Genomic DNA, 20409 nt, shown 5'->3' with positions numbered 1-20409 from the left:
GAAGGTGATTGTAAATAGCAATGTGTAAAATATGTGTAAAATGAATCACATTGAGGAAAAAATACGTATCGCCTTATTTCTATCGACGTTTCTTTTTTCTTTAAGCAGATGAGTGTATACCCGAATCGTTGTATCAACATCAGAGTGTCCTAGCTGTTCAGAAATATATTGTATAGATACATCCTTGTACAATAATACGGAAGCGTAAGTATGTCTCAACCCGTGTATAGACACACCATCAAGTTTTAAGGATTTAAATAGCTTTCTTAATGCTTTATTTACTCCTGTATTACTATATACTTTATATTTTGATGCCGGATTGAAAAATACGAGCTGGTGTATATTCTCAGGTACTTCTTCAAAGAATTTTTTAAATACCTTCATGGTTCGAGTGTCCATGTTTATGGTACGGTTAGAGCTTTCAGTTTTTGTGATTCGCACTCCGTTTTCAGTCGTTGGCAAATAGCCCCACGATTTATTGACATCTATCGTATTATTAACAAAATCGAAGTCTTTTCTGGTTAAGGCTGACATTTCAGCAAATCTCATACCCGATGTCAAAGCCAGCAGAATAATATAGTAAACCGGGCGGTGTTCTTTTTCCAGGTAATCAAATAGTGCGTGTAATAGCGTTTGACTTTCGCCGTATTGCAAGTGCTTTTCTATTGCCCGTTTACCACTTTTTCCAGATAAAACTACTTTACGCGTGAAATCGATATGAATAATCCCGTCGTCCATCGCATCGCGAACGCAGGCTCTAATATGAGAATTTGCTTTCTTTACCGTTTCTCTAGAATAGCTCTCACCTAACTTGTTAATAAAGGCTTGATACTCATTATAATTAATGTGTTGTAGCGGCGTGTCCTGAAAATACTCTTTTATATAGTTCAACGTGTAATCGTATAGTTGCCTTGTCCCTTTGGAAACATGATTTTTATAAAGGTTTGTCCATTGCTCGAAATACTCATCAATTGGTTCTAATTTTAAATGAATGGTCATTCCTCTGTTCATCTTGTTTTCTATTTCCGCAGCTGCAATTTGAGCTTCTTTTTTAGTGCGGAATCCACTTTTACGGATAGGGTCTGATTTACCATTAACCATTCTACTAATTGTATACTGCCACGTTTTTCCTCTTTTTTGATAACTAGGCAAGCTAATTCCTCCTTTAATAAGAATGTATGTTCTTTTTAAGGGTAAAAATTTTTCTTGAGAAGCTGTTCGGGTATGCCATATTCTTCCGTAGCTTCTTTTATTGTTATAGAATTAGATTTATTTTGAATAAATAAAAGTTCAATCATAAATTCATTTGCTTCTTGCTCAACTTTACTTGCAGGAAAATAGGTATTCTTCTTAAGAAATGCTGTATTAATTTCGGGATGTAATAAAATATGTCCAAGCTCATGTGCGCAAGTTGATTTCTGTTTTTCGTAAGGTAGGTTCTCATTTAAATGTATAATAGCTGTCCTATAGAGGCGGCTAAAATACCCCAGTGAACTGCCCAAATTCTCATAAACAACTTCGTGTCCCAAAGCTGCAGCTATTAAAAAAGGATCGTTTGTACCGTGCTTTTTAATTAATTGACCAACCTTCTTTTTTACCACGAAATCATTCCCTTACCGGTATTTCTTGGGTGTAAACTTCTTCTTAGCTAATCTTTTATGCATTCGTATAGCATTCCTAAGTGACGATACATATAATTCGTAATCTTCTTTATCCATATCATCAATTTCACGACCATCAAAAGCGCCAATTCCAAAATTACTTTCTGCACTATTAAGAATACGTTCTAATTCTTTGTCTACATCTTTTTCATCTTTTTCTGTCAGATCATAATATCTTTTCTTATCAGTACGGCCTAATAAGTAATCAGTAGATACGTTAAAATAGTCGGCTACTTTATTAAGATTTGCTCCGTTAGGTGTTTTTCTCTTCCATGCATATAGTGAGTTTCTTCCAAATCCTAGTCTTTCTTCTAATTCAACAACTGATATTTTTTGTTCTTCACACAATTCTTTTACTCGTTCAAATGTAGTCATATCAACCATCCTATACACTACACCTAAAAATATTTAAACTTTTGAATAGAAATATATTGACATCTATTTTAAAGTTTAATATACTCTAGGTAAGCTATTTGATTAGCGAAAAAGACAATAAAAATTACGACCTATCTAAATACATTTTTTCGCTGGGGAGCTAACAAAATGTGATATTACAGGCTTTTTATAGTCTTATTTAGCTATGTCTATATTCTATATTAAAGTTTAAAACACGTCAATACTTTTTGCTAATTAATTAGCTTTTAGTTTAAATTAATGCGCTGTGATACCGAGCCGACGACGGTATAAAAATGAACAAACTTATAGCTTATACAGCGGTAGCAACGCTAATCAATGAGGAAGTGGTGAGGGTTACATGGAAAATGAATTTCTACAGATGTTGAAGGAAGTATTTCATAAAGGCGTTGGAGTGTCGGAAGAAATGCTTCAAGCTTTTAGAAAATATGATTGTACTGTTGAAGAAGCAAAAATCATTAGCAAATCTATGTACGATAGCTTGTCTGAGTTTATTGAAGAGCATTCTGAGAAAGGGAATGAATTGGTTAATGATATTTTCCCTGCTGATAATTAAAGAAAGGAGGACGACATCATGTCAGAGGATTTAAGTATTAGAGTTCGCAATGAACTTTACAAAAAGAAAATGAAACACGCTGAATTAGCTCAAATGCTAGGAATTTCCGGTGCTTATTTGTCAGATATTCTGAATGGTAAAAGAACTGGACCTAAAGCTCAGGAGCATATAAAGCGCATCCGAAAAATTTTAGGTATTTAAGTGAGGTGAAAAAATGCAAAAATTCAGCGTTAATCTTTCGGTTCCTGTTCCCGATGACCAAGTTGTGATTAGCAAGATTGAATTGGAGAATCTTCAAAACCAATCTCTAACGGGGGTGTATTGGACCATGAAAGATTTGGAGGAGAAAGTTGGCAGGAAACAGGTTTGGATAAAAGAGAATATTTTGTATCCGACACGTTTCAAAAAAATTCTCGATGTAGAAAATGGCGGTTTTGTTTACTATCCAAAATCTAAAGGACAAACTTGGAGTTTTCAAGCAAACAAGATGGCTGAGTTCTTGGATAAGAATTTTAATCAAATTTTTAAAGGAGGTTAACCATGGATATAAAGCTAAACGCATATCGTGACAAGGATTTCTTTGCAGCATTGCATCAACTAAATCGCATTCACAATGCTTGCATGACAGCTATTGAAGCTGGCAGTAATGCGGATTTTAATTACTGGGATGAATTTAAGACAGAAATTGCTATTGCGCACGATGTTTTAAGAGCGCTGCATCAGAAAAAAGTTGAAGAAGATGCAAGAGAAGCGGAAGAGAAAGCAAGGCAGATGTTCTGATGGACAAGCTAGATTTTTGTTTTCAGGTAATGTTTGCCGGTGCAATGGGATTTCTATTATTAATGATGATTCATATATGAGGGGGTTGTAAATATGTTGCCTGAACGTATCGCCTATTATCTAAAAAAGGTAGCTGAATTTACTTCTATTCATCCAAGTAAAAAACGTAACCCATACAGGCATAATAGGCTAATGCTTTACAAAAAACTGATGCATCAGCAAATAGAAAATGAAGGGTGGTAATTAGATGGAAGTCAATTTTAAAGGTTATCAGTGTAAATTGAAATTTGGTCAGTATGGTAATGGAAATACAGCTATCCAATTTGTGGAAAAGGAATCACGTGAGCCTGTCGCTACAGCAACCGTCAACGCTGACAGAATAAACAATGACAATGAGGTTGGTATTAAAGATTGGTCTGAAAATGAAGGGATGACTAGGGCTTTAGTTGATGCTGATGTAATTGAACCGATTCCGATTGATGCTGAGTCGTCTGGCTTTGTAATGATTGGTTATTACCAACTTACTGAGAAAGCTGTGGAAGCAAAAAATAAAGCTCTTGAGGAGGCTAAATAAATGGATCCATTAACAAATAAATTATTCACTGAACTATTTAATAAACACGGTGAGGATTTAGACCTTAAAAATCATCATTATTATCTGTTTTACCAAGATGGGTTATTCAGTGTTTATTTAGATGAGGAAGAAAAGGAATTAAAAGTAGAAATTGTTGTATTAGGTGATAGTGGTAGGGTCTATTTTACTGATAAGAAGCTAGAAGATGAACTTTAAGGAGGTGAATAACCAATGCCAATTTGTCCATTTTGTAATCGTAAGCCGGAAGAGATTGAATTCATTGTATATGTATCAGAACTAAACGAAGTAACTCCAGCGGAATGGATTCGCATGGAAGAACCGAGCTATAACATTCAAACAGATATGTTCTGCTGCAATCAATGTTATATAAAGCAAGGCCTTCCTTTAATGCTTGAACTTGTAGAGGCGTATAACAATTTTGCAAAAGAAAAGCAGTCAGCTGCAACTGACCGCCAAAACTAAAAATATAATCTTGTGGTTATCATACCACAAAAATAGGGAGGAAATACAGTGTCGATTAAAATTAATAAACTAGAAATCGAAAATGTAAAGCGTGTAAAAGCAGTGAAAATTGAGCCATCTGCAAATGGCCTAACTGTCATCGGAGGAGGTAACGGGCAAGGGAAAACAAGTACCTTAGATTCCATTGCTTGGGCTTTAGGAGGCAATAGGTATAAACCTAGCCAAGCTACTAGGGAAGGCTCTATGTCCAATCCTTATCTATCTGTCACTTTATCAAATGGGTTGGTAGTGGAGCGTAAAGGAAAAAACAGCGATTTGAAAGTCACTGATCCTAACGGTGAAAAGCATGGTCAACAATTGCTGGATAGTTTTGTAGAAGAACTGGCCATTAACTTACCAAAATTCATGGACTCCAGCAGCAAAGAAAAAGCCAACACGCTGCTGCAAATCATCGGCGTAGGTGAACAGCTTTATCAATATGAACACCAAGAAAAAGAACTGTATAACCAACGTCTTACTATTGGTCAGATTGCTACGCAAAAGAAAAAGTATGCTGATGAACAAACCTATTATACTGATGCTCCAAAAGAGTTAGTATCTGCATCAGATTTGATTAATCAGCAACAGGCTATTATGGCAGAGAATGGAGAAAACCAACGGAAACGTGATCAATTGACTAATATTCAACAACAGTACGCTGCTAAAGGCCAAGAAATCGAGCGTATTAAAGCGCAACTTGCCGAAGCAGAACAGCAGTATGCACAGTTAGGTCAAGATTTACAGATTGCCCAAACTTCTGCACAGGACTTGCAAGACCAATCAACCGAGGAATTGCAGCGTAATATCCAAGAGATTGATGAAATTAACCGTAAAGTACGCGCCAATCTTGATAAGGATAAAGCAGAAGAGGATGCAAGAGACTATAGCGTCCAGTATGACGAACTCACTAAAAAAATTAATGATGTACGTCAGAAAAAGACAGATCTCCTAGACAACGCGGATTTACCGTTGCCTGAGTTGACCGTTGAAGAAGGCGAACTTGTCTATAGAGGTCAGCAGTGGGATAACATGAGCGGCGCAGACCAACTGAGAGTATCGACTGCTATTGTCCGTAAGCTTAAGCCTAATTGTGGATTTATCTTACTGGACAAGCTGGAGCAAATGGATGCCAACACATTAAAAGAGTTTGGAGATTGGTTAGTACAAGAAGATTTACAGGCGATTGCTACACGAGTATCCAATGGTGAGGAATGTCAAATCATCATTGAGGATGGTTATGTATCCGGGCAGGATAATACGCCGCCGGAGCCACCACAACCTAAACAGGAGGATACTCCACAGCAGCCGAAAACATGGAAAGCAGGTGAATTTTAATTATGAATATAACGAAAGGCAAAACAGCTAAAGCGCAGAAAGTAGTGTTGTATGGTCCGGAGGGGATTGGAAAATCTTCTTTCGCAGCACAATTCCCGGATCCGATATTTATTGATACAGAAGGAAGTACAAGTAATATGGATGTGGCAAGAATGGATAAGCCTAATAGCTGGACTTTCCTTCATCAACAAATTGATTTTGTGAAAAATAATCGCCCATGTAAAACACTTATTATAGATACTATTGATTGGGCAGAGAGATTAGGGATTGATTTTGTAACACATCGAGGTAATAAGGAAAGTATTACAAGTTTTGGTTATGGTGATGGTTTTGTTCAATTAGAAGAAGAGGTTGGAAAATTCCTTGATAAATTATCTGATGTGATAGAAGTAGGGATTAATGTTGTTCTCACTGCACATGCAAAAATTGTAAGATTTGAAGCACCTGACGAAATGGGAGCTTACGACCGCTATGAACTAAAGCTTGGAAATAAGACAACTGCAAAAACAGCTGCATTAGTAAAAGAATGGTCTGATATGATCCTTTTCATGAACTATAAAACCTATAGTGTTGCCACCGATGATAAAGGCAAAAAATTTAAAGGTCAAGGCGGTACTAGAACGATTTACACAACACATCATCCTGCTTGGGATGCTAAAAATCGTCACAGTTTGCCAGATGAAATTCCTATGGACTATAACCAAATCGCTCATATTTTTGCTGATAGTGGACAAGCTGCACCAAGTCAAAACCAACAAGTACAGCAACCGACAACGCAGCCAGCTCCACAACCGGAGCCGCAGACAACAACGCAGCCGGAACAACCTAATACTGCGCCACCGGTTCAGGAGCCTGTACAAAATCAACAACCTGCTGCACAACCAGAAGCAAATACAACTAACCCGTGGTCTGGTCAGATTAACCCGAATTTACCAAAAGCATTGCAAGATTTAATGCAGCAAAATAATGTATCGGAGCAGGAAATTCAAACAGTTGTAGGCTCTAAAGGCTATTATCCAGCTGACACTCCAATTACTAACTACGATGAAAGCTTTATTCAAGGTGTGCTTGTTGGAGCGTGGGAGCAAGTCTTTGGAATGATTCAACAACAACGTGAGGCAAACGCCCCGTTTTAAATAAGGAGGAATTTTAAATGGAACAAGAAAGAGAATTACAGTGGGAAGATCAGATAGAAAAGGACGGTGGAGAGTTTACCTTGCTGCCGGATGGTGATTACTACTTTACAGTAGAAAAATTTGAGCGTGCTAGATTCCAAGGCAGTGAAAAAATGCCGGCATGCCCGCAAGCGAAGTTAACTTTAACTGTTCATTCTCAGGAGCATGGCGATCAAACAATTTTCCACAACCTATTGTTGCATACAAAGACAGAAGGATTAATTTCCAATTTCTTCATTGGTATCGGCCAGAAGAAAAAAGGTGAGCCTTTTAGAATGAATTGGAATGCGGTTGTAGGTGCAAAAGGTAAGGCAAAAATTCATGTTAATAAATATATGTCTCAGGGAGAAGAAAGAGCCAATAACCAAGTGAAAAGTTTTTATCCATATGATGAAGCTTTTCCGAATGGTCAAGGTCTGCAGCAGGTACCTCCTGTACAACAGCAAACGCAACAACAATATCAAGCGCCATTTCCTGGACAAACAGGGCAGACGCAGCAACCACAACAAAATAATCAAGGTGGAGGATTTACGCCAGGCCAATTTTAAGGAGGGTATATAGATGGCTAAAAACAAAGATATTCAGTTTCCTCTCTCGCAACTTGCGGGAGGGGCAATACAAGAAAAGGTAGACCATGAACTTGTAAAGATTTTTAACAACATCCATGATCCGAATACCGAGGCAGAAGATAAGCGGTCAATGACAATTAAGATTGAGCTTAAGCCAGATGAAAACCGCCAAACTATCAAAACTACCAGCAATATATCTATTAAACTAGCAAATGTTAAAGACACATCAGCTACTATTTTGACTGGTAAAGACCTTACTACCGGGAAAATTGAAGCTCGTGAATTGAAATCAAATTCTCCTGGTCAGACTTATTTCGATGATGACGGACAAAAAACTGATGTTGGTGAGCCAGTAGATGTAATAGAAAAGGAAGAAGAAAAGCGTAAAATAATCAACTTACAAAAAGGGAGAGGTTAAATTATGTTATCAAAAGATGCTATTCAATATTTAATGCAGGCAGGTATTCAACCGGATGAAAGGCATATTCAATTTTGTGATACAGATGGAATCTTGCGTAATTTTATTATTAATGATGATGGCCAGCCAAAAGAAATTAGACCAGTAGTTAATACAGCGCATAATGTATTAAACCTAAATTCTTTAACCGGATTAGTTGAATATATCAAATCCAAGCTAGAACGGGAAAACGAACCATTATTCTTACATGTAGAGGATGAACGTAGTGTTTCTTTGCAAAGCACGCTGTTAGCAGATGGCAGTCGCGAAATGCTTGTATCTGTCGGTGCAATTGTTCCGAGTTTTCGTTATGAACATTACTATGATGTGGAAGAAATGCTTATTAATTTTCAATCGAAATTCCGTAAAACAGAGGATCGCGATTTGTTGTTAAAAGTTGTTGGTAATGTTCAAGAGGAGAATGTACGTCAAACTGGTGACACAGGAATAGCTCAGGCTGTAACAATTAAAACAGGAATTTCAAATGCTGATGATGTTGTGGTACCTAACCCAGTAACACTTGCGCCGTACCGTACGTTTCTTGAAGTAGAGCAACCAGAATCAGATTTTATCTTCCGTATGAAGGAAGGTCCACGTGGAGCTATCTTTGAAGCTGACGGCGGTGCTTGGAGAAATACGGCAATTGCTAATATTAAAGACTTTCTAACTGAAGAACTAAAGTTAGAAATTCATGATAAAAGAATCACTATTATAGCTTAAAAGGACTCTACTAACTGAGTCCCCTAGAAATAAAGTGTCCGATTATTGCACCTAAAATTGTCGTTACTAACCAGGACATTGGAATAAAATAAGATTTTTCTTTTAATGCATACCATTTAGCTTTTAAGCTAGTACCGTAAATTTGAAAATTAGGCACATCAGTTTGCAAAGAATTATCTATTGCTAAGTTAATCATTTGTGCGAACAATCTAACCTTGGAAGCTGAAGACATACTTAAATCATGATATTTACCTAAACTAAATGCTTCAGCTTCATCTTTTCCATTTAAAAAGTTTCTTGGTTTTAAATTATTTTTCTTCATGAGTTTTTCCATTTTAGGATCACTTATATATTCTGAACCATATAGTTTTTTAAATAATTCAGAAACACTAATTTTTCGTTCATCAGGAATTTTATAAGGCTCTTCTTTTGATAAGACTTGATATCGATGCTCTATGGCCTTGAACCCAAAAATAGAGTCTCTCATATTCCAATGAATCCAGTGTTTATGTTGGTTAAGTTTAGCGAAATCGAAAAATTCTTTTAACATTGCTTTTTCGATAAGAGAATATTTTTCTTCAATTTCCTGAAATTCGATGCTTAAAACTTCGGCAGTTTTATAGATAGCAAAAAGCTCTGATTGTCCATTTTCAAGGTTTTCAACTGCAATTGAAGTTATTCGTGGGCTTTTTCCTTCTAATTCAAAAAAGCTTTCACATGAATAATGAATTACAAAATAATCTTTTTTTTCTTTGTCTATTTTTTTAATTAATTGTAGTGCTTCAGTTCTATCAGTTATACGACTCATTTTATGTACCTCTTCATTTTGAATTTAAATATTTTAGTCTAATTATATAACAAATAAAGGAGTTTTTACATGCAATTACGAGATTACCAGCAAGAAGCTAGAGTGTCTATTCAAGATGAATGGGCAGATGGTAAAAAGAAAACGTTGCTTGTACTTCCAACCGGATGTGGTAAAACGATTGTTTTTTCAAAAGTTATCGAGGACAGAGTAAGAAAGGGCGAGCGTGTGCTTGTCCTTGCCCACCGGGGTGAATTGTTAGATCAAGCAGCAGATAAATTAGAAAAATCAACAGGCCTTAAATGTGCCACTGAAAAAGCGCAGGATACTTCACTAGGCAGTTTCTATAGAGTAGTTGTGGGCAGTGTTCAAACCTTAATGAGAGAGAAACGCCTTTCAAAGTTTCCTCCTGATTTCTTTGACACAATCATTATCGATGAAGCACACCATTGTATATCAGATAGCTACCAACGCGTATTAAATCATTTTACAGATGCCCATGTATTGGGAGTAACTGCAACGCCTGACAGAGGTGATATGAAAAATCTTGGCAGCTACTTTGAATCATTGGCATATGAATATACGCTGCCACAAGCTATCAAATCAGGTTATCTCAGTCCGATTAAAGCTTTAACCATACCGTTGGAATTAGATTTGTCCAAGGTAGGACAACAGGCAGGAGACTTTAAAACAAGTGATTTAGGTTCTGCATTAGATCCGTTCCTTGAATCCATCGCTGATGAAATGGTGAAGAATGCAAGTGATAGAAAAATAGTTGTCTTTCTTCCATTAGTAAAGACAAGTCAGAAGTTTACCGAGATTTTAAATCAAAAGGGATTTAAGGCGGCCGAGGTAAACGGTGAGTCAGAAAATCGCGCTGAAATATTAGAAGATTTTGATAAAGGTCGCTATAACGTGCTTTGTAACTCGATGTTACTTACAGAGGGATGGGATTGTCCATCTGTTGACTGCATCGTAGTGCTAAGACCTACCAAAGTACGCAGTCTTTACAGCCAGATGGTTGGGCGAGGTACCCGACTATTTGAAGGAAAAAATGAATTATTGCTATTAGATTTTCTCTGGCATACAGATCGCCATGAACTTTGTCATCCTGCCCATTTAATTGCGGAAAGTGATGAAGTGGCCAACGCTATGACCAAACAGATTGAAGAGGCTGGCATTCCATTAGACTTAGAAGTCGTCGAACAGACCTCTGAGGAAGAAGTTATAGCCCAGCGTGAAGAAGCGTTAGCCAAGCAACTGCAAGAAATGAAACGTCGGAAACGGAAGCTAGTGGATCCGTTGCAGTTTGAAATGAGTATTCAAGCTGAGGATTTAGCTAATTATAAACCTTCTTTTGGTTGGGAAATGGAGCCGCCTACTGAAAATCAAGTCAATAAGTTAGAAAAGCTAGGCATCCATCCTGATTCTATTGATAACGCAGGTAAGGCTACTAAGATGCTAGATAAAATTGAAAAGCGCCGAGAACAAGGATTGACGACGCCTAAGCAGATTCGTTTCTTAGAGCAACGTGGCTTTAATCATGTCGGCAATTGGTCATTTGAAAATGGTAAGAAGATGATTGACCGTATTGCTGCTAATGGATGGAGACTGCCAGCTGGTGTTAAGCCTAGTGAATATAAACCGGAGGGATAAAAAAATGGATTTTGTATTAATTGTCACAATATCCATGGTCACTTCTCTAATCACGTCTTTTCTTATGATGAAATTACAAATGAAAATGATAGAGAAGTGGATGGATAGATTTTTTAAAGAAGAACTAATAAGAGTTAAGGAAATGCTATTTAAAGACAGATAGAGCAAAAAGATTTTCCGTAATTGGTTAAAAGAATGAGGCCGTGTTTAACTTCTGGACCACTCAATTTTATATCATACTCTTTTGAATTTGGGTGCTTCTGTTTGGCTTCAGTTATAGAGTTATTCATGGTAATAATATATTCTTTTGTTTCTTTATATTCTTGAGTATCCTCAAAAGGAAAATAGTTTTCAGTTTTATTTTTTCTTTCTTGGTATGTGAGTTCAATTAATCCTAACCTAGCTAAATTCTCCAAAGATGTCCCTAGTAGTTTTTGGTTATTGGTTTGAGGATTTCCTAAATAAACATTAGAGTGAGTGGTTTTGTAACCACCGATAGAATAATTGATTCTATATTCACAAATTAAATCATGAAAAATATCATCTTTATCTAAAATGCATGTAAGATTTTTAGCATCAATCGGTTCCATTTGCTTAATAGTTTCTACAAAAGATGTTCTAATTGTTTCATTTTTACTTTTATCCATTGATGAAGCAATTAATTTTGAAAACATGTTTCTGAGTGATTCTTCTTCAATATAGTAACGTGAGGCTTCCAAAGCAGGACCTATAATATTTAATTTTGGTTCCTTGATATTTTCAGGGTCTATCTCTGAAACATCCTCAAGTAATTGTTTTTTTAAAGCTTCAACATTAGCTTCTTGTTTAGCTCTTAACATGTTTGCCTGTTCTGATTGTTTATGACCAAAGTTTATGTACCACCAGTCTTCTAATGTTTGGATAGGTCCCTTAAACACACCAGCAGATGTAGCGCCACCTAATGCACCAGATATTATTGATAAAAAAGGAGTTAAGTCCATTGTTTCATCTCCAATCTATTTTTTATATAGATTTTAACACAAAAGAAAGAAGGTGATACCACCTTATGGAAAATAAACTAGATTTAATGCAATTACTAGATTACGTGGATCCTGCTTATCTGGATTATCAAGAATGGCTCAATGTGGGTATGGCTCTCAAATACGAGGGCTATACCGCATCAGATTGGGAGGATTGGAGTCGTAGAGATAGCCAGCGATACAAACCAGGCGAATGTTTCAAAAAATGGACTAGCTTTGAAGGAGACGGAATTACTGGAGCAACGATTACGCAATTTGCTAAGGAACATGGTTGGGAGCCTAGAAGCAATAAAGAGGACCATGAGCTGGACTGGAACGATGAAATAGCTGGCAACGATGATTACGTTGTTATAGATAAAAACTGGATTGAAGGACAGGAAATCAGAGAGCCTGCTGCTTGGAATCCAGTACACCAGCTGATTAGATACTTGGAAACATTATTCGAAGCATCAGAACATGTCGGCTATGTGGTGGATACATGGCAAACAGACGACGGAAAACACCTTCCTACTAAAGGAAACGTTGACCGGACAGCTGGCGAATTAATTCAGTCTTTAAATCAGTACGGAGATATTGGCGCGGTACTTGGTGATTATAACCCAGAGGCTGGTGCATGGATCCGTTTTAATCCACTCGATGGTAAAGGTGTAAAAAACGAAAATGTAACGGAATTTAAATATGCCTTGGTAGAATCCGACACAATGGACATTGAAAAACAAAATGCCATCATGCGGGAGCTTGAATTACCAATAGCAGCCTTAGTTTTCAGCGGTAAAAAAAGCATACATGCCATCGTCAAAATAGATGCTGTGAACAAGGATGAATACAAAAAGCGTGTTGATTATCTGTATGACGTATGTAAGAAAAATGGGCTGAATATTGATAGTCAAAATAGAAATCCATCTAGGTTGTCTAGGATGCCAGGTGTGGAACGAAATGGAAAGAAACAATTCATTATAGACACTCATATTGGTAAGGCCAGTTATGAAGAATGGCATGAATGGATTGAGGATATCAATGATGACTTACCAGAGCCAGAGAACTTAGTAGAGTATTGGAATGACATGCCTGAACTTGCTCCAAATTTAATAGAACACGTTCTTAGGCAAGGTCATAAAATGCTGATTGCTGGACCTTCAAAAGCAGGTAAATCATTTCTTCTTATTGCTTTATGCATAGCGATAGCGGAAGGGATGAAATGGCTGCAATGGCAATGTGCTAAAGGGAAAGTATTGTACGTCAACTTAGAGTTAGATCGCCCAAGTGCTTTGCATCGTTTCAAAGATGTATATAAGGCTTTGGGATTACCTCCTAATAACATTGACAATATTGATATCTGGAACTTACGAGGGAAGACAGCACCGATGGATAAGCTAGCCCCTAAATTAATTCGTAGGGCACAGAAAAAAGGATATATCGCCGTTATTATTGATCCGATTTATAAGGTGCTAACAGGTGACGAAAACAGCGCTGACCAGATGGCTCATTTCACTAACCAATTTGACAAAATAGCCACAGAGTTAGGCTCTGCAGTTATCTATTGTCACCATCATAGTAAAGGTTCACAGGGTGGTAAAAAGTCTATGGACAGGTCCAGTGGCTCTGGTGTATTTGCAAGGGACCCGGATGCGCTTATTGACTTAGTTGAACTAGAGCTTACTGATGATTTAATGAAGCAGCAAGAAGGTTCAGCAGCTACTTCTATTTATTCTAAGGCTATCCGAGAGGCTAACTTTGATTACTTTGATGAAAATGTCGGCATCGATGACCAACAGAGTGTTAGCCAAATGAATAATCATGCTAAGCGTGTATTGGATCCTAATAAACTCAGCCAGGTAGAGTCTGAGATTGATAGAGCGGTAAAACGTGTAAAAATGCGGTCTGCATGGCGTGTTGAAGGGACATTGCGAGAGTATCCAAAGTTTGATGCGGTTAATATGTGGTTCCAGTATCCAGTCCATAACGTGGATAATACAGGGATTCTTAAAGATATTGAGCCTGATAGCGAGCAGCCAGCATGGAAGAAAAGCTTTGATAAGAAAAAGAAGAAAAGCAAGAAGGAGATACAGGAAGAACAGAATAATGCATTAGAAACAGCCTATGATGCATGTTCAATCGATGAAAAAATTACCTTAGAAGCTATTGCAGAATTCTTAGGAATAACAGATAGAACTGTCAGAAATCGTATTAAAAATCATGGTGGATTTCAAATTATTAATGGCGAAGTGGAAAGGAAACCAAAATAAAAATCGTGAAATTGTCGAATTGAAACATTTCATTTCACTTTTCAAAATGTGAAATACTCGATACTTTTCATTTCACGATTCGTTTCACAATTTCCTTGAAATGTAAATATTGAATGAAAACCTCGATAATTTATGTTTCATTTCACTTTTCATAATTAGGAGATAACTGGATATTTTGAAGTGAAATTCTCGAAGATTTTTCATTTCAAATCGTGAAATGAAAAGGTACCCCCTAAAGGGGGTAATAACGTTCATTTCATTCACTAGGTCATAGAGAAAAAAAGTGGTGGGCTTACGCTCTGCCCGCCACACCATTTTTCTCTTACCTATGACAAAGAAAAAATTTCAAAATCAAAAAAGTAAAAAAATGGTAGGTGATAATTTTGGACGTAGAACAAATAGCTGTCGATGTCAGAAACACTGTTCAAGATATACCGAAAATTTATAAATCTAATAACGAAAAAATCGGCTCTTTGCAACGTGAGGTAAATGATTTGTTGCATTTGATAGAGAATGTGGATTTAAATGCTTTTGAAGGATTTAAGATTTATAAAGAACTACAAAAGGTGCTGCGAGAACGCCGGAAAGCAAAAGATGAAAATGATCTACTGAAACACCTTGGTCCTGTATTCTCAGATTGGGGCAATAAGATTAACGATTTAAATAAATCCATTGGAGAAATACGGAGTCAGAAAAAAATACATGATACTAGATTGTATCAATGCAGAGTACGCAAAGATTTAGAAAATCAAATAAACGGAATCAAGGAGGAAACAAAATGACACTAACTGAAAAAATCATAGCTAAGCTTCAAGAAGAAGCTGAGTTTGCAGGAAAAGCTAATATGCCGTTGGTCGCAATGGGAATCCAGCAATCTATCAAAGTGATAAAAGAGATAGATGAACAGGAGGCTAAGGATGGTTAAAAAGATATGGGGTATTGGGTTTTACGTGCTGATAGCAGCTGCTGTTATAGCGATGTTTATTATGGCTTATACGGTACACGTAGTTAGAGCTGAAAACAGCCAGCTGAAGCAAGAAAAAGAAGAGCTAAGGCTTGAACTGGTTGACACACAGATACAGAGGGATGAATTGCTAGATGCAATATGGAACGGAAATAACCGACAGATGAAGGAGGGTGCTGATTAGCATAAATCGTCTAACTTTCTAAAAGTTCGAGGGATTAATCAAAGGAGGAATCGTGATGGAAAAAGAGTATGCCGTATATAAAGGCGATAATCTAATTGCCATCGGTACAAAAGAGCATTGCGCCAAAGTAATGAACGTTAACCCTGATTATATTTATTGGCTTACTACACCTGCTGCTGAAAGAAGGCTTGCAAGTCGGAAAAACCCTGAAATATGTACTGTTGGATTTGAATTGGAGGATGATGAGTGATGGACAGCCAAACACTTGACAAAGCTAACGAGTTAGAACAAGGGATTAGAGAGCTTGACCACTTCATTGACAGCATCGAGAGGATAGGAAATTGTTCTTTATTCTTTTTTAAGCGTGAACCTAGGTTTTTTGTTAAAAGAGAATCTTTACCTTGGACAGGAGAAATTGAATATAAATTAGACCAAGCAACAGAAGAACGGATGTTAGAAGTGTTAAGAGAACGGCTAAATGAATTGAAAACAGAATTGGAAAGTCTTTAGGAGGTGCAGTGATGGATGAACAATTGGAACAGTTAAAAATTGATTACAAAAATGGTTTCCCTATAAACATTGAATGGCTTATCCAACAAGCTGAAAAGGTTCCTGAGTTGGAAGAAGTAATTCATCTTTACAAACTAAGAAAAGAGAATGCCCTGGAATTAAATGAAATTGTTATAAAACCATTGAAAGAAGAAAATCAGCAGTTAAAAGAAACGCTTCGGTTTTATGCTGACCCTTCAAACTACGTGCAGAGCTTCAATTCATTTGTGGACTCTGGTAATGATTTATCAAAGGTAATGAATGATGGCGGTCAAAAAGCACGTCAAGAATTGAGAGGAGAATCGGAATGAGTTTAAACCATACAACGCTACTAATTAAGCAATGGGCAATAGAAAGGCAATTAGATACTGCAGATCCGTTTAAGCAAATGGCAAAACTTGCAGAAGAACACGGAGAATTGGCAGCTTCTCTTGCTAAAGGACGTAAGAAAGCAAAAGTAAAAGATGCTGTCGGCGACATGTACGTGGTATTGACTATTCTCTGCATGCAGATGGATATTGATATTGAGGATTGCATAGAGGCTGCATATGAAGAAATTGCAGATAGAAAAGGGAAGATGGTTAACGGTGTGTTCGTAAAAGAAAGCGATTTGAAGGAGTGATCCGTATGGAATTTGGTAAAGAGGTAGCAATGCTGGAAGAAATCAATAATGGCATTAAGGGCAATATCAAAAAATATGTATCTGATGAAAACGGAGCTGTACTAGAAATAGAATCAGAGGCTGGGTTATATTATCTGCAGTTTGTGCCATATGGAGAGGGTGAAGTCGATGACTGAATTCTTCATGCCTATGGAAAAGGTACCAACAACTACGCATCAGCAGAAACAAGTTACCGTCAGAAATGGAAAGCCTGTTTATTATGAGCCAGAATCATTGCAGGCAGCTAGAGCAAAATTAATGGCCCATCTTTCTAAACATGTGCCAGCAGTTAAATATACGTCTGCTGTGAGGCTTACAAGCTGGTGGATGTTTAAAACTACAGGCAAGCATAAAAACGGCACATACAAGACGACAAAGCCGGATACCGATAACATGGTCAAGCTTCTTAAAGATTGCATGACGGATCTTAATTTTTGGACAGATGATGCTCTGGTTGCTAGTGAGGTTATAGAAAAATATTGGGCAGAATTGCCAGGTATTTATATCAAGATTGAGGCGATTTGATGGACTATCAAAAATTTTATAACGAAATCGTTACTTGGATAGCAGAAGTAAACAAGCAGGCTGTTCAGTATGGCTTAAGCAGCAATCAGTTTTGGGATTGGGTCATGGAGTCAGTTGGTCAGTTTGAAGTCCGGTATAACAAAAATGAGCTTGTCATCAAACAGATGATCATGCTTGTGGAATGGCTCATGGATATGGAAAAGCGAAGTAGAGGGGGATAATCATGCATCTTACAGAGAAACAGTTAAAGCTAATTACAGAGGTTGCATCAAAAGAAGCTGTGAAAGCCTTCAAGGCAGATTTAGAAAAACAAGAAGAAGTTAAGCATGATAGACGGCTGCATAATATCAAGTTGTTACTAAAAAATTATCGATCATTAGTTTTGCATTGTGAAGATACAAAACAAGAACTTGAAGAGTTGCAGGATACTTCCATACAGGATTTGGATGTAGAGCAGATTAATCTTGAATCAATCGAATCCATAAAGCGAAGTAAGAAAAAATCATTGGCTATGGTTTATTATATTCAGAGAAAGATGAAGGCGTATAAAAGTTCTCTTCATGAAGAAGAAATGAAATATTATCGCGTTCTGGAAATGAAATATATCAGTCATTGGAAATTCACGAATGCTGAAATAGCAACAGTGGAAAACATTGATGAGCGCACAGTTCGTCGCTATTTAGACAAGGCAATAGAACAACTTCCTGTTATATTTTTTGGAGTTCATGCAATTCCTTTTAAAAAGTAGCTTGTCCAAAAGTCGCCTTGAAATGGCGTATTCAAGGGTGATAATATGATAGTGTGGCATAAATACCACAAATACAACATCCTATGTATGCGTATTTAATCAATTTATTTTTCACCTTTTAGTCTTTGGCGCAGGGTCTTGGAACCGCTCTGCGCCACCTATATCTTAATCAGGTGCAGTTTCCTTACGAGGGCTGCGCTACTTTTTTCTCCTAGATACAAATCCTTTACAATGATACGATAGAAGCATATACATAAAAAGGCTAAGGGAGGAGTAAAATGAGTTACTATAACCATATGCATGACTCTAAGGGAACAAAAACGGATTGCACTGAGTGTGGTAAAACGTTTTTGTATCAAGAATACGGGGACGTATACCCTGGAGGAAAAGATACTGAATGCATTTACTGCCCATATTGTGAAGCTAAAAACGGATCAATCCGAACGAGCGGTTTTGTGAGAACTGATAAAATTGAAGATTAAATAATAGACAAACTCAGACCCTATCAAGGGTCTTTTTATTTTGATTTAAAATAGGGAGGGAGTGCTTATGTGATGACCACGAAAAGAAAAATAACTATCAAACAACAACGTTTTGCAGACTATTATATCGAAACGGGAAACGCCACACAGGCAGCTATAAGGGCTGGGTACAGCAAAAAATATGCAAATACAAATGTGAGTAAATTACTTCAAAATACTACTGTTTCAGAATATATAGATAAACGATTGGAGGAACTGCAATCGGAACGTGTTGCTGACCAGCAAGAAATCATGGAGTTTTTAACTTCTGTTATTCGAGGAGAAGTAGTTGAGCCTGTCCCAGTTTTTGATGGAGACGGACGACAGAAAGTTGTATCGCTGCAGCCTAGTGTTCAAACAAGAAAGGCAGCAGCAGTTGATTTAGGTAAACGCTACGCTATGTGGACCGAGAAACAACAGGTAGAAAATATTACACCTACCTTTGTTGAGGACGTGCCGGAAGATGACGATTAAGGAACGGCCGAGAGTTTCACCAGCTAAAGCTATCGGTAAAGGATATAACCGTTTTTGGCATAATAAACAATTCTACCGTGTCGTTAAAGGATCCCGTGGTTCTAAGAAATCGAAGAACACTGCAATCAATTTTATCTATCGAATCATGAAATACGAATGGGCGAACCTGCTTGTCATCAGGCGCTATTCTAATACCAACAAACAGTCCACATATACTGATCTAAAATGGGCGGCGAATAAATTAAAGGTTGCGCACCTGTTTAAATTTAATGAGTCCATGCCTGAAATAACTTATATCCCAACCGGGCAAAAGATATTATTCCGTGGTCTTGATGACCCGTTAAAGATAACTTCTATATCCGTTGATGTAGGTATTTTATGTTGGGTATGGGGAGAAGAAGCTTATCAGATAGAAAGTATGGATGCTTTTGATACAGTCATAGAATCGATTCGTGGTTCACATGATGATCCAGAGTTTTTTAAACAAATTACACTCACGTTTAACCCATGGTCAGAGCGACACTGGTTAAAGCGTGAGTTTTTTGATAAAGAGACAAGACGGAATGATGTATTTGCTTATACGACCACCTTTCGTGTCAATGAGTGGCTGGATGATACGGATAGAAAAAGATATCTGGATTTATACAGAACGAATCCGAGGCGTGCCCGCATTGTTGCAGATGGTGACTGGGGCGTTGCAGAAGGTCTTGTGTTTGAGAATTTCGAGGTTAGAGACTTTAATTTTCTTGAAAAAATCAAGCAGCTGCAAGAGACAACGCATGGAATGGATTACGGTTTCACCAACGATCCCACAACAGAAGTCAGTTCCATTGTTGATTTAAAAAATAAAGAGATATGGATATATGACGAGCATTACGAAAAGGGCATGACTACACAAAATATATACGACATGCTGTCTAAAAAAGAATTGCTTAAAGCATTTATTACAGGTGATAGTGCAGAGCCAAGGCTTATCCGTGAATTGGTTTCAAAAGGTGTGAGAAGGCTTCATGGGTCCGTTAAAGGTAAAGGCAGCGTGATGCATGGCATTAATTTCTTGCAAGGATTCAAGATATATATTCATCCTTCTTGCGTTCATACCATCGAGGAATTCAACACTTACGTATTTGACCAGGATAAAGAAGGCAAATGGCTTAATGTCCCTGTGGATGCAAATAACCATATTATTGATGCTCTCAGATATTCTATGGAGCGATACCATTTAGGCAAGCGGAAAGATAAAAGTAAAAAATACCAGGCGTTCAAATCGCTTGGTTTGTAAGGAGATGCTGCT

33 protein-coding genes are annotated in these 20409 nt (G+C 37.3%); 28 read left to right on the top strand and 5 right to left on the bottom strand.

What is annotated here, in order from left to right; genetic code table 11:
- Positions 1-45: 45 nt before the first annotated feature.
- From ACZSMY_RS22545 to ACZSMY_RS22535, 3 genes are read right to left on the bottom strand one after another with little or no spacing between them, the layout of a single operon-like run.
- Positions 46-1152, bottom strand: coding sequence for a site-specific integrase (locus ACZSMY_RS22545; RefSeq protein WP_465148362.1), 1107 nt, complete (start codon positions 1150-1152; stop codon positions 46-48).
- A gap of 35 nt (positions 1153-1187) precedes the next feature.
- A complete protein-coding gene (locus ACZSMY_RS22540) occupies positions 1188-1601 on the bottom strand; it encodes an ImmA/IrrE family metallo-endopeptidase (protein ID WP_465148361.1) in 414 nt (137 codons plus the stop codon).
- A gap of 12 nt (positions 1602-1613) precedes the next feature.
- Positions 1614-2036: a helix-turn-helix domain-containing protein gene (locus tag ACZSMY_RS22535; RefSeq protein WP_465148360.1), complete on the bottom strand. Its 423-nt coding sequence runs from the start codon at positions 2034-2036 to the stop codon at positions 1614-1616.
- A 379-nt stretch (positions 2037-2415) separates the two neighbouring features.
- Here ACZSMY_RS22535 and ACZSMY_RS22530 point away from each other — a divergent pair, with 379 nt between their 5' ends.
- From ACZSMY_RS22530 to ACZSMY_RS22470, 13 genes are all read left to right on the top strand, one after another.
- Positions 2416-2631 (top strand): hypothetical protein, encoded by a 216-nt coding sequence (locus ACZSMY_RS22530; RefSeq protein WP_465148359.1) that lies wholly within the window; start codon positions 2416-2418, stop codon positions 2629-2631.
- 18 nt (positions 2632-2649) lie between these two features.
- Entirely contained in the window at positions 2650-2832 is a 183-nt protein-coding gene (locus tag ACZSMY_RS22525) for a helix-turn-helix domain-containing protein (protein ID WP_465148358.1), read from the top strand.
- Positions 2833-2845: 13 nt separating this feature from the next.
- Positions 2846-3169 carry a DUF771 domain-containing protein gene (locus ACZSMY_RS22520; protein WP_465148357.1) on the top strand — a complete coding sequence of 108 codons (324 nt, stop codon included), beginning with the start codon at positions 2846-2848 and terminating at the stop codon, positions 3167-3169.
- Positions 3170-3171: 2 nt separating this feature from the next.
- Positions 3172-3411 carry a hypothetical protein gene (locus tag ACZSMY_RS22515; RefSeq protein ID WP_465148356.1) on the top strand — a complete coding sequence of 80 codons (240 nt, stop codon included), beginning with the start codon at positions 3172-3174 and terminating at the stop codon, positions 3409-3411.
- Positions 3412-3504: 93 nt separating this feature from the next.
- On the top strand, positions 3505-3654 hold the full coding sequence (locus ACZSMY_RS22510) for a hypothetical protein (RefSeq protein ID WP_465148355.1): 150 nt from the start codon (positions 3505-3507) through the stop codon (positions 3652-3654).
- Positions 3655-3658: 4 nt separating this feature from the next.
- Entirely contained in the window at positions 3659-3985 is a 327-nt protein-coding gene (locus ACZSMY_RS22505) for a hypothetical protein (RefSeq protein WP_465148354.1), read from the top strand.
- Complete coding sequence (locus ACZSMY_RS22500; protein ID WP_465148353.1) at positions 3986-4201, top strand: hypothetical protein; 216 nt, start codon at positions 3986-3988, stop codon at positions 4199-4201.
- 15 nt (positions 4202-4216) lie between these two features.
- A complete protein-coding gene (locus ACZSMY_RS22495) occupies positions 4217-4468 on the top strand; it encodes a hypothetical protein (RefSeq protein WP_465148352.1) in 252 nt (83 codons plus the stop codon).
- A gap of 48 nt (positions 4469-4516) precedes the next feature.
- Entirely contained in the window at positions 4517-5842 is a 1326-nt protein-coding gene (locus tag ACZSMY_RS22490; RefSeq protein ID WP_465148351.1) for an AAA family ATPase, read from the top strand.
- 2 nt (positions 5843-5844) lie between these two features.
- Positions 5845-6978, top strand: coding sequence for an ATP-binding protein (locus ACZSMY_RS22485; RefSeq protein ID WP_465148350.1), 1134 nt, complete (start codon positions 5845-5847; stop codon positions 6976-6978).
- A 17-nt stretch (positions 6979-6995) separates the two neighbouring features.
- The gene (locus tag ACZSMY_RS22480) at positions 6996-7565 is read left to right on the top strand and encodes a hypothetical protein (RefSeq protein ID WP_465148349.1); all 570 of its coding nucleotides are present in this window, start codon (positions 6996-6998) and stop codon (positions 7563-7565) included.
- 13 nt (positions 7566-7578) lie between these two features.
- Positions 7579-8004: a hypothetical protein gene (locus ACZSMY_RS22475; protein WP_465148348.1), complete on the top strand. Its 426-nt coding sequence runs from the start codon at positions 7579-7581 to the stop codon at positions 8002-8004.
- Positions 8005-8007: 3 nt separating this feature from the next.
- A complete protein-coding gene (locus tag ACZSMY_RS22470) occupies positions 8008-8763 on the top strand; it encodes a hypothetical protein (protein WP_465148347.1) in 756 nt (251 codons plus the stop codon).
- A 10-nt stretch (positions 8764-8773) separates the two neighbouring features.
- Here the strand turns inward: ACZSMY_RS22470 and ACZSMY_RS22465 are convergent, their stop codons facing one another.
- A complete protein-coding gene (locus ACZSMY_RS22465; RefSeq protein WP_465148346.1) occupies positions 8774-9571 on the bottom strand; it encodes a hypothetical protein in 798 nt (265 codons plus the stop codon).
- Between the two features lie 69 nt (positions 9572-9640).
- Between ACZSMY_RS22465 and ACZSMY_RS22460 the strand changes: the two genes are divergently transcribed.
- On the top strand, positions 9641-11224 hold the full coding sequence (locus ACZSMY_RS22460; RefSeq protein ID WP_465148345.1) for a DEAD/DEAH box helicase: 1584 nt from the start codon (positions 9641-9643) through the stop codon (positions 11222-11224).
- Between the two features lie 149 nt (positions 11225-11373).
- Here the strand turns inward: ACZSMY_RS22460 and ACZSMY_RS22455 are convergent, their stop codons facing one another.
- The gene (locus tag ACZSMY_RS22455; RefSeq protein WP_465148344.1) at positions 11374-12204 is read right to left on the bottom strand and encodes a DUF4393 domain-containing protein; all 831 of its coding nucleotides are present in this window, start codon (positions 12202-12204) and stop codon (positions 11374-11376) included.
- A gap of 65 nt (positions 12205-12269) precedes the next feature.
- Here ACZSMY_RS22455 and ACZSMY_RS22450 point away from each other — a divergent pair, with 65 nt between their 5' ends.
- The 14 genes from ACZSMY_RS22450 to ACZSMY_RS22385 all read left to right on the top strand — a co-directional run bounded on the left by ACZSMY_RS22450 (position 12270) and on the right by ACZSMY_RS22385 (position 20397).
- A complete protein-coding gene (locus ACZSMY_RS22450) occupies positions 12270-14489 on the top strand; it encodes an AAA family ATPase (RefSeq protein ID WP_465148343.1) in 2220 nt (739 codons plus the stop codon).
- Between the two features lie 383 nt (positions 14490-14872).
- Positions 14873-15271, top strand: coding sequence for a hypothetical protein (locus ACZSMY_RS22445; protein WP_465148342.1), 399 nt, complete (start codon positions 14873-14875; stop codon positions 15269-15271).
- Positions 15268-15414: a hypothetical protein gene (locus ACZSMY_RS22440; protein WP_465148341.1), complete on the top strand. Its 147-nt coding sequence runs from the start codon at positions 15268-15270 to the stop codon at positions 15412-15414. The genes ACZSMY_RS22445 and ACZSMY_RS22440 overlap by 4 nt, the downstream gene beginning before the upstream one ends.
- On the top strand, positions 15407-15637 hold the full coding sequence (locus ACZSMY_RS22435) for a hypothetical protein (RefSeq protein ID WP_465148340.1): 231 nt from the start codon (positions 15407-15409) through the stop codon (positions 15635-15637). The genes ACZSMY_RS22440 and ACZSMY_RS22435 overlap by 8 nt, the downstream gene beginning before the upstream one ends.
- 55 nt (positions 15638-15692) lie before the next feature.
- A complete protein-coding gene (locus ACZSMY_RS22430; protein ID WP_465148339.1) occupies positions 15693-15887 on the top strand; it encodes a hypothetical protein in 195 nt (64 codons plus the stop codon).
- Complete coding sequence (locus ACZSMY_RS22425; protein ID WP_465148338.1) at positions 15887-16147, top strand: hypothetical protein; 261 nt, start codon at positions 15887-15889, stop codon at positions 16145-16147. The genes ACZSMY_RS22430 and ACZSMY_RS22425 overlap by 1 nt, the downstream gene beginning before the upstream one ends.
- Before the next feature lie 11 nt (positions 16148-16158).
- On the top strand, positions 16159-16497 hold the full coding sequence (locus ACZSMY_RS22420) for a hypothetical protein (protein ID WP_465148337.1): 339 nt from the start codon (positions 16159-16161) through the stop codon (positions 16495-16497).
- On the top strand, positions 16494-16808 hold the full coding sequence (locus ACZSMY_RS22415; protein ID WP_465148336.1) for a MazG-like family protein: 315 nt from the start codon (positions 16494-16496) through the stop codon (positions 16806-16808). Before ACZSMY_RS22420 ends, ACZSMY_RS22415 begins: the two co-directional genes overlap by 4 nt.
- 5 nt (positions 16809-16813) lie before the next feature.
- Complete coding sequence (locus ACZSMY_RS22410; protein ID WP_465148335.1) at positions 16814-16984, top strand: hypothetical protein; 171 nt, start codon at positions 16814-16816, stop codon at positions 16982-16984.
- Entirely contained in the window at positions 16977-17372 is a 396-nt protein-coding gene (locus ACZSMY_RS22405; protein ID WP_465148334.1) for a RusA family crossover junction endodeoxyribonuclease, read from the top strand. Before ACZSMY_RS22410 ends, ACZSMY_RS22405 begins: the two co-directional genes overlap by 8 nt.
- Positions 17372-17593, top strand: coding sequence for a hypothetical protein (locus ACZSMY_RS22400; RefSeq protein WP_465148333.1), 222 nt, complete (start codon positions 17372-17374; stop codon positions 17591-17593). The genes ACZSMY_RS22405 and ACZSMY_RS22400 overlap by 1 nt, the downstream gene beginning before the upstream one ends.
- Positions 17594-17595: 2 nt before the next feature.
- Positions 17596-18120 (top strand): hypothetical protein, encoded by a 525-nt coding sequence (locus tag ACZSMY_RS22395; RefSeq protein ID WP_465148332.1) that lies wholly within the window; start codon positions 17596-17598, stop codon positions 18118-18120.
- Between the two features lie 554 nt (positions 18121-18674).
- A complete protein-coding gene (locus ACZSMY_RS22390; protein ID WP_465148363.1) occupies positions 18675-19115 on the top strand; it encodes a terminase small subunit in 441 nt (146 codons plus the stop codon).
- Positions 19105-20397 (top strand): PBSX family phage terminase large subunit, encoded by a 1293-nt coding sequence (locus tag ACZSMY_RS22385; protein WP_465148331.1) that lies wholly within the window; start codon positions 19105-19107, stop codon positions 20395-20397. The genes ACZSMY_RS22390 and ACZSMY_RS22385 overlap by 11 nt, the downstream gene beginning before the upstream one ends.
- The last annotated feature ends 12 nt before the right edge of the window (positions 20398-20409 follow it).

The organism is Oceanobacillus sp. B139/18 (genome assembly GCF_055524595.1).
The sequence above is the reverse complement of the archived record's forward strand: the minus strand, read 5'-3'. Positions and strand labels throughout refer to the sequence as shown.

Excerpts from the sequence above, each read along its gene's own strand:
- ACZSMY_RS22535 (WP_465148360.1), bottom strand. The coding sequence starts at position 2,036 with ATGACTACATTTGAACGAGTAAAAGAATTGTGTGAAGAACAAAAAATA.
- ACZSMY_RS22530 (WP_465148359.1), top strand. The coding sequence starts at position 2,416 with ATGGAAAATGAATTTCTACAGATGTTGAAGGAAGTATTTCATAAAGGC.
- ACZSMY_RS22525 (WP_465148358.1), top strand. The coding sequence starts at position 2,650 with ATGTCAGAGGATTTAAGTATTAGAGTTCGCAATGAACTTTACAAAAAG.
- ACZSMY_RS22520 (WP_465148357.1), top strand. The coding sequence starts at position 2,846 with ATGCAAAAATTCAGCGTTAATCTTTCGGTTCCTGTTCCCGATGACCAA.
- ACZSMY_RS22515 (WP_465148356.1), top strand. The coding sequence starts at position 3,172 with ATGGATATAAAGCTAAACGCATATCGTGACAAGGATTTCTTTGCAGCA.
- ACZSMY_RS22510 (WP_465148355.1), top strand. The coding sequence starts at position 3,505 with ATGTTGCCTGAACGTATCGCCTATTATCTAAAAAAGGTAGCTGAATTT.
- ACZSMY_RS22505 (WP_465148354.1), top strand. The coding sequence starts at position 3,659 with ATGGAAGTCAATTTTAAAGGTTATCAGTGTAAATTGAAATTTGGTCAG.
- ACZSMY_RS22500 (WP_465148353.1), top strand. The coding sequence starts at position 3,986 with ATGGATCCATTAACAAATAAATTATTCACTGAACTATTTAATAAACAC.
- ACZSMY_RS22495 (WP_465148352.1), top strand. The coding sequence starts at position 4,217 with ATGCCAATTTGTCCATTTTGTAATCGTAAGCCGGAAGAGATTGAATTC.
- ACZSMY_RS22485 (WP_465148350.1), top strand. The coding sequence starts at position 5,845 with ATGAATATAACGAAAGGCAAAACAGCTAAAGCGCAGAAAGTAGTGTTG.
- ACZSMY_RS22480 (WP_465148349.1), top strand. The coding sequence starts at position 6,996 with ATGGAACAAGAAAGAGAATTACAGTGGGAAGATCAGATAGAAAAGGAC.
- ACZSMY_RS22475 (WP_465148348.1), top strand. The coding sequence starts at position 7,579 with ATGGCTAAAAACAAAGATATTCAGTTTCCTCTCTCGCAACTTGCGGGA.
- ACZSMY_RS22470 (WP_465148347.1), top strand. The coding sequence starts at position 8,008 with ATGTTATCAAAAGATGCTATTCAATATTTAATGCAGGCAGGTATTCAA.
- ACZSMY_RS22465 (WP_465148346.1), bottom strand. The coding sequence starts at position 9,571 with ATGAGTCGTATAACTGATAGAACTGAAGCACTACAATTAATTAAAAAA.
- ACZSMY_RS22460 (WP_465148345.1), top strand. The coding sequence starts at position 9,641 with ATGCAATTACGAGATTACCAGCAAGAAGCTAGAGTGTCTATTCAAGAT.
- ACZSMY_RS22455 (WP_465148344.1), bottom strand. The coding sequence starts at position 12,204 with ATGGACTTAACTCCTTTTTTATCAATAATATCTGGTGCATTAGGTGGC.
- ACZSMY_RS22450 (WP_465148343.1), top strand. The coding sequence starts at position 12,270 with ATGGAAAATAAACTAGATTTAATGCAATTACTAGATTACGTGGATCCT.
- ACZSMY_RS22440 (WP_465148341.1), top strand. The coding sequence starts at position 15,268 with ATGACACTAACTGAAAAAATCATAGCTAAGCTTCAAGAAGAAGCTGAG.
- ACZSMY_RS22435 (WP_465148340.1), top strand. The coding sequence starts at position 15,407 with ATGGTTAAAAAGATATGGGGTATTGGGTTTTACGTGCTGATAGCAGCT.
- ACZSMY_RS22430 (WP_465148339.1), top strand. The coding sequence starts at position 15,693 with ATGGAAAAAGAGTATGCCGTATATAAAGGCGATAATCTAATTGCCATC.
- ACZSMY_RS22425 (WP_465148338.1), top strand. The coding sequence starts at position 15,887 with ATGGACAGCCAAACACTTGACAAAGCTAACGAGTTAGAACAAGGGATT.
- ACZSMY_RS22420 (WP_465148337.1), top strand. The coding sequence starts at position 16,159 with ATGGATGAACAATTGGAACAGTTAAAAATTGATTACAAAAATGGTTTC.
- ACZSMY_RS22415 (WP_465148336.1), top strand. The coding sequence starts at position 16,494 with ATGAGTTTAAACCATACAACGCTACTAATTAAGCAATGGGCAATAGAA.
- ACZSMY_RS22410 (WP_465148335.1), top strand. The coding sequence starts at position 16,814 with ATGGAATTTGGTAAAGAGGTAGCAATGCTGGAAGAAATCAATAATGGC.
- ACZSMY_RS22405 (WP_465148334.1), top strand. The coding sequence starts at position 16,977 with ATGACTGAATTCTTCATGCCTATGGAAAAGGTACCAACAACTACGCAT.
- ACZSMY_RS22400 (WP_465148333.1), top strand. The coding sequence starts at position 17,372 with ATGGACTATCAAAAATTTTATAACGAAATCGTTACTTGGATAGCAGAA.
- ACZSMY_RS22395 (WP_465148332.1), top strand. The coding sequence starts at position 17,596 with ATGCATCTTACAGAGAAACAGTTAAAGCTAATTACAGAGGTTGCATCA.
- ACZSMY_RS22390 (WP_465148363.1), top strand. The coding sequence starts at position 18,675 with ATGACCACGAAAAGAAAAATAACTATCAAACAACAACGTTTTGCAGAC.
- ACZSMY_RS22385 (WP_465148331.1), top strand. The coding sequence starts at position 19,105 with ATGACGATTAAGGAACGGCCGAGAGTTTCACCAGCTAAAGCTATCGGT.